We start from the raw sequence: 7,493 nt of genomic DNA, 5'->3' as shown, positions 1-7,493 counted from the left end.
AGCAGATGCTAACCTTGTTCACCTGAAGGGAATGAAAAACCTCCATGATTTGGATCTCTCGGGTACAGATGTAACAGACGCTGGGTTGGCTTACCTTGCTGGGTTGTCAGGGCTTCAAAATTTGGATCTCTCGAACACGAAAATATCTGGCGCCGGTTTGATTCACCTGAAGGGGATGGCAAATCTTTTCGAACTGAATCTTAGTAATACACAAGTTACAGAGGCGAGTCTTATTCATCTGAAAGAACTGAGAGATCTCGGAAGGTTAGATCTTTCTTCGACAAATGTGATGGCGCCTGGGCTAAAACGATTACAGGCGGCATTGCCACGTTGTTCAATCTTCATTGACTCTAATGATGATTTTCCATGGATTTTGCGTAAGTTGAATCTAAAAAAAAATAATGCCGCTGATCGTGAAAATTAGTATTGGAATATCCCGGAATTTTTAGTTTTCTGTTGAGATACCTGGGAGGTAATATCCAAGTCAAAAGCAGGTTTTCTACAGAGCATGTCAGGAACCTTTTAATTGACCGATCAATCCGTTGAACGAAATCACCACAACTGTTTACGATGCGGCAGGTCGGGTTTCTGCATTGCAGGATGCACGCAATAATCGGACCACGTTCCAGTACGATGCCGCCGGTCGGGAAACCGCCATGACCACTGCCGTTTACCAATCGCCCAAACTGACCAGATGCGAAATAAGTTGACAGTGATGCACTATGCATGGAAGAGTGAGCTGGCTTACGTGATGTGGATCGAAAGGTTCGTGTGTTTTCGTGATTTTCGTGGTAGTAAAAATCCCGAGCCTCTCATTTTACAGATTGAAATTGAAGGGGAGAGTTGGACTCAATCGTCTAATTCTGAAGCATCTTCTGCTTCGTGCATTTCCAGTTGACCCATCTTTCGATACAGGTTCGAACGATGCAGGCCCAGGCATTTCGCGGTTTCGCTCATGTTGCCGCCTACGCGTTTGATCGTGCGGCGGATGTATTCCTGCTGGAAGCGGCGCGAGGCTTCTTTCAAACTTAAATCAGCCGACATGTCCACCACTGAATCGCGGGATGGGCTAAGAATAAACGCCAGGTCTTCCACTTCCACACGATCGCTGGCACACAGAAACGCCACGCGTTCCATCAGATTCCGCAACTCGCGGACATTGCCCGGCCAGAGATGCGCCTGCAATCGTTTTTTGGCCTCCGCCGAAAATTTCAATACACGACGATTGGCCTGCGCACAAAATTGGGACAGAAAAAACTCCGCCAATAAACTCACATCTTCCGGGCGTTCGCGTAACGGAGGCAAATCGAGCGTGACCACGCTCAGCCGATAATACAGATCCTCGCGGAATTTTTTATCGCGAACCGCATCCGCCAGCTTGGCGTTCGTCGCCGCCACCACGCGCACATTAATGGGAATACTTTCCGATCCTCCCACGCGGGTAATCACTTTCTGCTCCAACACCCGTAACAGTTTGGCCTGGCCTCCGGGACTCATGTCTCCAATTTCATCAAGGAACAGCGTCCCCCCCTCTGCCAGTTCAAATTTGCCGACCCGTGTTTCATGAGCATCGGTGAATGCCCCTTTTTCGTGGCCGAACAATTCGCTTTCGAGCAACGTTTCCGTCAAAGCCGCACAGTTGATGGCGATAAATGGTGTATTGGCCCGAGGTCCCTGATAATGTAGCGACTGGCTGACGACTTCTTTCCCCGTCCCGCTTTCTCCCAGAATCAATACAGGCAAATCTGTGCCCGCCAACCGTTCGATAGTGGAACGCAGCGCTGAAATCGCAGAACTCTTTCCGATGATCTGAACTGCCTGTTTCACCTGTTCGGTCAATTGGTCCCGGCTACGGGAAAGCTGCTCGATCTCGCGCGTATTTTCCAGAGCCGTCGCTGCCTGCACGCCCAGTTCTTCCAGACTTTGTGCGTCATCATCGTTGAAGTCTGACTTCCCTTTTTCCTTATTCATTACTTCGAACGCACCGATTAATTCACCGGCATTATTTCTCAATGGTACACACAACAGATTATGCGTCTTGAAACCACTCGACTTATCCACACTCGGATCAAACCGGTCATCATTGTAAGCATCATCCACGCGAACCGTCACGCCAGAGTGAATCACATCTCCCACGATCCCCACGTTATCGGGCAGACGCAGTGTATTGCCTTCCACGCCTAACGCGGGACAAGCCACGACTTGTTTGTGTTCTCGATCCCAGATAAAAATACTGGATCTTTCACACTCAAGCAGACGCGTTGCTTCTTCCGCGATTTTTTCCAGCAGGGGTTGCGTTTCACGAGCCGACGAAAAGCTGGAGGCGATATGCAGCGTGGTCTGCAGTCGATTAATACGACGCTGATGCTTTTCCCGTTTTTCAACGATAGACAGCGCATAACCTAGAACGCGCGCCACAACAATCAATTCACCAAGTCGATCAACCGTTATGTCACGACCGCCGACTAACAAAACAGTTCCGGAACGAACATCGCCTAACGGAGCTGCCAGAAAGGACCAGTCCTCCCGTTTTTCATCGGCACACATACCGCCGGCATCACGATCTAATGCTTCGTCACACAACGAAATCGGAAAACCGCCCGCTACATTGCGTCCAAATTCAAACAGGGTCTCCCACTCGGGAGTCCGTTCGATCAGAGTACACCACTGACAGGATAATACCGTTGCCAATTGAGGCAGAAACTGACGGATGTAGTCACATCCCGATTCCTGCACAGTCGCCTCTTCCAGCAACTGATCGCAAATCTGGATCAGAGAAGCCTCTGCATCAAAACGAGAAAACAAAGGCAGCCTTTTCCAATCCAACCACTCCACTGTTTCTGCCTTACTCACTTCACACTCCCTTTATATGAATCAAAAGAGCCATACCCGACTCGAAGCCGCTGACTTCTGTCATCTATTCGCCTTTGAAGCTCGTCGGAATGATAACAGATAAATTGCAATGCGTCATCCAAGTGTGGACTTCATTTGCCAATTTTAGCCCCTTTTTGATGAATCAGCGATCCAGACTACGGGACCCGCAAACTCTTACAGGAGTTAGAACGGACTCATTTCGAAATCAGCTCCGAACTTGAGCCACCAGAAAGGAGTCATTAGAACAGAAAATTTCCGGAGAAACCGTCTCTAAAGGAAGCGATTTATGCTTCCCTGCCGTTTAAGAATCTCCCATTACTGTCACTTCCAATCTCGGAGTGTTACTGTATTGTGATAAGTTGTCCTTCGTGCTTTTGCGATGGCTTTGATCCCACCCAGACTCTTTTAAAATCAAGAGACCGAACATGTTTTGCCTCAATGTCATTCTCACATTGAAAGATGCCTCCGATGCAAACGAAATCGAGGGGCTGTTGACGGAAGCCTGCCGCTTATCTCGTACGGAACCGGGCTGTCTACGGTTTGACGTTTATTACGCTGAAGCAGAGCCTGCGACTTTTGTACTCGTCGAACATTGGGAGAGCGAACAGGCCTGGAAAGCACACCGCGAAGAAAAAGCGTATTGTGAAATCTATCAACCACTGGTGATGCCGCGTGTTGAACGAGTGGCCCATCGAGTGAAGTTGTTGATTGAATAGCCAACAGGCTTCAATCACATGTCAGGCCGAAATGATCATCGGGCCCGACAGCAATCCCATTTTATTCTCAAACCATTGCTATTGAAAACACTACAGAGGAAAAACGTCGATGTCATCCGATTCTAAACCCATTCTCAATCGTTACAGTTCCCGTATTACTCAGCCTCGTTCCCAAGGCGCCTCGCAGGCAATGTTGTATGCCACCGGCATGACCGAAGCCGACATGAATAAGGCCCAGGTAGGAATTTCCAGTGTCTGGTACGAAGGCAACTCCTGCAACATGCACCTCAACATACTGGCTGCCAAAGTCAAAGAGGGCGTTGAAGCCGCCGATCTGGTGGGACTGCGATTTAATACCATTGGCGTGAGCGATGGTATTTCGATGGGCACCGATGGCATGTCATACTCTCTGCAATCCCGCGATCTGATTGCCGACAGCATTGAAACCGTAACCTGTGCCCAATGGTACGATGCCAACATTTCGCTTCCCGGCTGTGACAAGAACATGCCCGGCTGTATAATTGCCATGGGTCGGTTTAACCGGCCTTCCATCATGGTTTATGGGGGAACGATAGCCCCAGGCTGCCTGAATAATGAAAAACTGGATATCGTTTCTGCATTCCAGTCCTACGGAGAATATCTGGCCGGCACAATCACCGATGAAGCCCGGAAAGAAATCGTGCAGAAAAGTTGTCCCGGTGCCGGCGCCTGCGGCGGCATGTATACCGCCAACACGATGTCCTCCGCAATCGAAGCCCTGGGAATGTCGCTGCCTTACAGCTCATCCATTCCCGCCGAGCATCCTTTAAAACTGGATGAATGTGTTCGCGCCGGAGCCGCCATCAAAAAACTCCTGGAGCTCGATTTAAAACCCCGAGACATTATGACCCGCGATGCATTTGAAAATGCGATGGTCCTCATCGTCGCCCTCGGTGGCTCTACCAATGCGGTCCTGCATATGCTGGCAATTGCCCGCTCTGTTGATGTAGAACTTTCTATCGAAGACTTTCAAGCAGTCAGTGATCGCATCCCGTTATTGGCCGACTTCAAACCAAGTGGAAAATACGTCATGGCCGACCTGCAGGAAATTGGCGGTACTCCCGCTGTTCTGAAATACCTGCTGGAAAAAGGCTTCATTAACGGCGACTGTATGACAGTTACCGGAAAAACGCTGGCAGAAAATCTGGCAGAACTGCCCGGCCTCAAAGAGGGACAGGACATTATCCACGCCATCGAAAACCCGATTAAACCGACCGGCCACCTCCAAATTCTCAAAGGAAACCTGGCGCCCACCGGTGCCGTCGCCAAGATCACAGGCAAAGAAGGTCTCGTCTTTGAAGGACCGGCAAATGTCTTCGATTCAGAAGAAGACATGCTCAAAGCACTGGAAGAAAACAAAATTCAGAAAGGCGATGTCATTATCATTCGCTATGAAGGACCGAAAGGGGGCCCCGGTATGCCCGAGATGTTAACTCCCACGTCGGCCATCATGGGAGCCGGCCTGGGGAAAGATGTCGCACTGTTAACAGACGGTCGTTTTTCTGGCGGTTCACACGGATTCATCGTCGGACACGTCACTCCCGAAGCACAGGAAGGCGGACCGATTGCGCTGGTCAATACCGGAGACAAAGTCACAATCGACGCCGATAAAAATTTGCTGAATGTGGATTTGACCGATGCGGAACTCGAACAGCGCCGGCAGGCATGGACGGCACCACCCTACAAATACACGCGAGGCACACTTTATAAATACATCAAAAATGTTAAGTCCGCCTCCGAAGGATGTGTCACAGACGAATAGGCGATTGTAAAATCGAAACAAGAAAAGCCCGGGGGCAGTCTTTAACCCCGGGCTTTTTTCTTAATTACTTCTGATAAGTTTGCAAACCTTATTTTTCTGATGGTTCGCCACTCGCTTCGCCTTTCGCCTCAGCCTGCTTTTCTTCAACGGGCTCTTTTGAGCCTCCCTTTTTGTGCTGACCGACCAACGCTTGAATATTCTTTTTAGAGATCGGGCTGATGCCTCCAACGGATTTGCCTTCAGACTGCTCATCAAAGGCAATTACCATATCCCCTTCATCAACAAGCAACCGCAAATTATATGTTTTGAATATCCCTTTCCAGCGATAATGAATTATCTTCAAAATCACACCCGATTCATCAAGCTCTTCGGAATTTTTTCCCACTTTGATCGACTGAAACTGTTGTAATGGAATTTCCCCCACGTCTCCTGCCGTCTCCAAGGCGGCCTCCAGACCTTTTACAGTACTTGCCTGTGATGATTTCGCCTTCCATTCAAGAACCACAACCCCAAGCAAAATTGCAATGAAGACCCAAGAGATGATTCGACGCTGAGCACTGATTTGTTTTTTTGGTTTCGATGCCGGTTCAGAAGTTTCGGCAGCTTCGGGGGTAGAATTCATGGCCGTTTCCCTTATCTCTGAAAAGAATGTCCCGTATGTATAACAATTTGTCTCTCGATCATAAATTTAGCTATTCATCACCCTATATAAATACGAGCGAATATCCCACATAAAAATAGACCGGGAACCGAATTCTGTCTAAATACTCAAAATTGCCTGCGGTCGATTTTAGCGGCGATTAGAAAATACCGCGTGGTTCTTCATCGGCAAAGGGGTGCAGTGCCTGAAAACCTTTTGGTTTCGGCAAGGCGTTTACCAGAGCTTCGGCCATCCGAAAATCAGCGGCCGTCGTGATTTTTTGATTGAGAGGCGAGCCTTCAACAATCGTCACCGGGTGTCCCATTTGTTCAACCAGTTGGGCTTCATCAGTAGGTTGAAAATCGCCACGCTGAGCGTAGGCATCCAACAATAACTGACGCTTGAAAACCTGCGGGGTCTGAGCGGCCCAGAGATCGGTACGATCGACGGTTTCCTCAATCCGCCGATCCTTGCCAACCCGTTTTAAGGTGCTGGAAACCCGGACAGCAGGAATGACGGCATCTGATTTTTCCGCAGCAGCAAAAAGTTCACCCACCCATTTATCTGTAATTAAAGGGCGGGCGGCATCATGAATGGCGACATAATCGATGTCTGCTTTCACACGCGCTAATGCATTTTGAACCGAGTCAGACCGCTCCTGACCACCGGCTACAATTTCAATCTGCATGAACGCCATATTCGGACGGAACTTCTCTTTAAACCATTCGATATCCTCCTCCGCAATCGATATGATCAACTGCAGCACATCTTCACGATTCGAAAAAATTTCAGCCGAACGTACCCAGACCGCACGCCCTTTCAAATCCATAAATGGCTTCTTCTGAGGACCAGAACCGAGCGCCTTCGCCCCCCGGGATTGAAATCGAGTACTCTTACCTGCTGCTGCCAGTATCACCGCAAAGCTCGCCACTGCACTTTTCCTCTCGCTGAAAATAAACATCTACAGACTGTCCGTTTCTGAAGTTTAACAAGCTGTAAATCTTCCTCCAATAGTACACAAGCTCTCACGCCAGTGAGATCGCTCTCTAACTTTGAATTCATTCCCATACAGCGTTTTTCTGTTGATTTTTATCAACATGCACCTCACTTGATGTTTTTTTACCACATCATTCACCCGTCAACTGACCAGGGTCTGACCATATTTCTTTTCCTTAAACTCTTTCCAGCATAACAGTTACTCCCCCCCGCGCCTGAAATCGTTAACAGCTTGGCACTCCATTTGTTTAAAAACAGAAGCACTTCGTCAAACGAGATGACAATTCCGGTTCTTTTTTAATCATTGAGGCTGACAAACTGCTTCTGTGATTGAAATCACTTTGAATTTTGAAATCGAGAAAACCACTATGCAACTTCCCACTCTGATTTTGGTAACCGATGACACTCTGATTCAGCAGCAGATACACGCTCATTTCAAAAAAACATTCCACCTGGAAATGTGTAA

The 7,493-nt window shown here is 48.6% G+C and carries 7 protein-coding genes; 4 read left to right on the top strand and 3 right to left on the bottom strand.

The features are described 5' to 3' along the window. On the top strand, positions 1-424 hold a 424-nt coding region (locus tag Q0668_RS22370; protein ID WP_366918975.1), incomplete at its 5' end, for a hypothetical protein. A 118-nt stretch (positions 425-542) separates the two neighbouring features. Then, entirely contained in the window at positions 543-710 is a 168-nt protein-coding gene (locus tag Q0668_RS25985; protein ID WP_366918974.1) for an RHS repeat domain-containing protein, read from the top strand. A 139-nt stretch (positions 711-849) separates the two neighbouring features. Here Q0668_RS25985 and Q0668_RS22365 read toward each other — a convergent pair whose 3' ends face one another. Beyond that, positions 850-2,853, bottom strand: coding sequence for a sigma-54-dependent Fis family transcriptional regulator (locus Q0668_RS22365; RefSeq protein WP_298868751.1), 2,004 nt, complete (start codon positions 2,851-2,853; stop codon positions 850-852). Positions 2,854-3,299: 446 nt separating this feature from the next. On the opposite strand from Q0668_RS22365, the gene Q0668_RS22360 reads away from it, so the two are divergent. After that, positions 3,300-3,590, top strand: coding sequence for an antibiotic biosynthesis monooxygenase (locus Q0668_RS22360; RefSeq protein WP_298868750.1), 291 nt, complete (start codon positions 3,300-3,302; stop codon positions 3,588-3,590). Positions 3,591-3,699: 109 nt separating this feature from the next. Beyond that, positions 3,700-5,391: a dihydroxy-acid dehydratase gene (gene ilvD / locus Q0668_RS22355; RefSeq protein WP_298868749.1), complete on the top strand. Its 1,692-nt coding sequence runs from the start codon at positions 3,700-3,702 to the stop codon at positions 5,389-5,391. 88 nt (positions 5,392-5,479) lie between these two features. Here ilvD and Q0668_RS22350 read toward each other — a convergent pair whose 3' ends face one another. Together Q0668_RS22350 and ispD are read right to left on the bottom strand one after the other, a co-directional pair. Continuing rightward, positions 5,480-6,013 carry a hypothetical protein gene (locus Q0668_RS22350; protein ID WP_298868748.1) on the bottom strand — a complete coding sequence of 178 codons (534 nt, stop codon included), beginning with the start codon at positions 6,011-6,013 and terminating at the stop codon, positions 5,480-5,482. A 178-nt stretch (positions 6,014-6,191) separates the two neighbouring features. Then, positions 6,192-6,962 (bottom strand): 2-C-methyl-D-erythritol 4-phosphate cytidylyltransferase, encoded by a 771-nt coding sequence (gene ispD, locus Q0668_RS22345; RefSeq protein ID WP_298868747.1) that lies wholly within the window; start codon positions 6,960-6,962, stop codon positions 6,192-6,194. Positions 6,963-7,493 lie beyond the last annotated feature (531 nt).

It is taken from the genome of uncultured Gimesia sp. (assembly GCF_937910335.1).
Lineage (GTDB): Bacteria > Planctomycetota > Planctomycetia > Planctomycetales > Planctomycetaceae > Gimesia.
The sequence above is the reverse complement of the archived record's forward strand: the minus strand, read 5'-3'. Positions and strand labels throughout refer to the sequence as shown.

Bases quoted from the DNA above. Each gene is read 5' to 3' on its own strand.
- Q0668_RS22360 (WP_298868750.1), top strand. From the start codon at position 3,300: ATGTTTTGCCTCAATGTCATTCTCACATTGAAAGATGCCTCCGATGCA.
- Q0668_RS22350 (WP_298868748.1), bottom strand. From the start codon at position 6,013: ATGAATTCTACCCCCGAAGCTGCCGAAACTTCTGAACCGGCATCGAAA.
- ilvD (WP_298868749.1), top strand. From the start codon at position 3,700: ATGTCATCCGATTCTAAACCCATTCTCAATCGTTACAGTTCCCGTATT.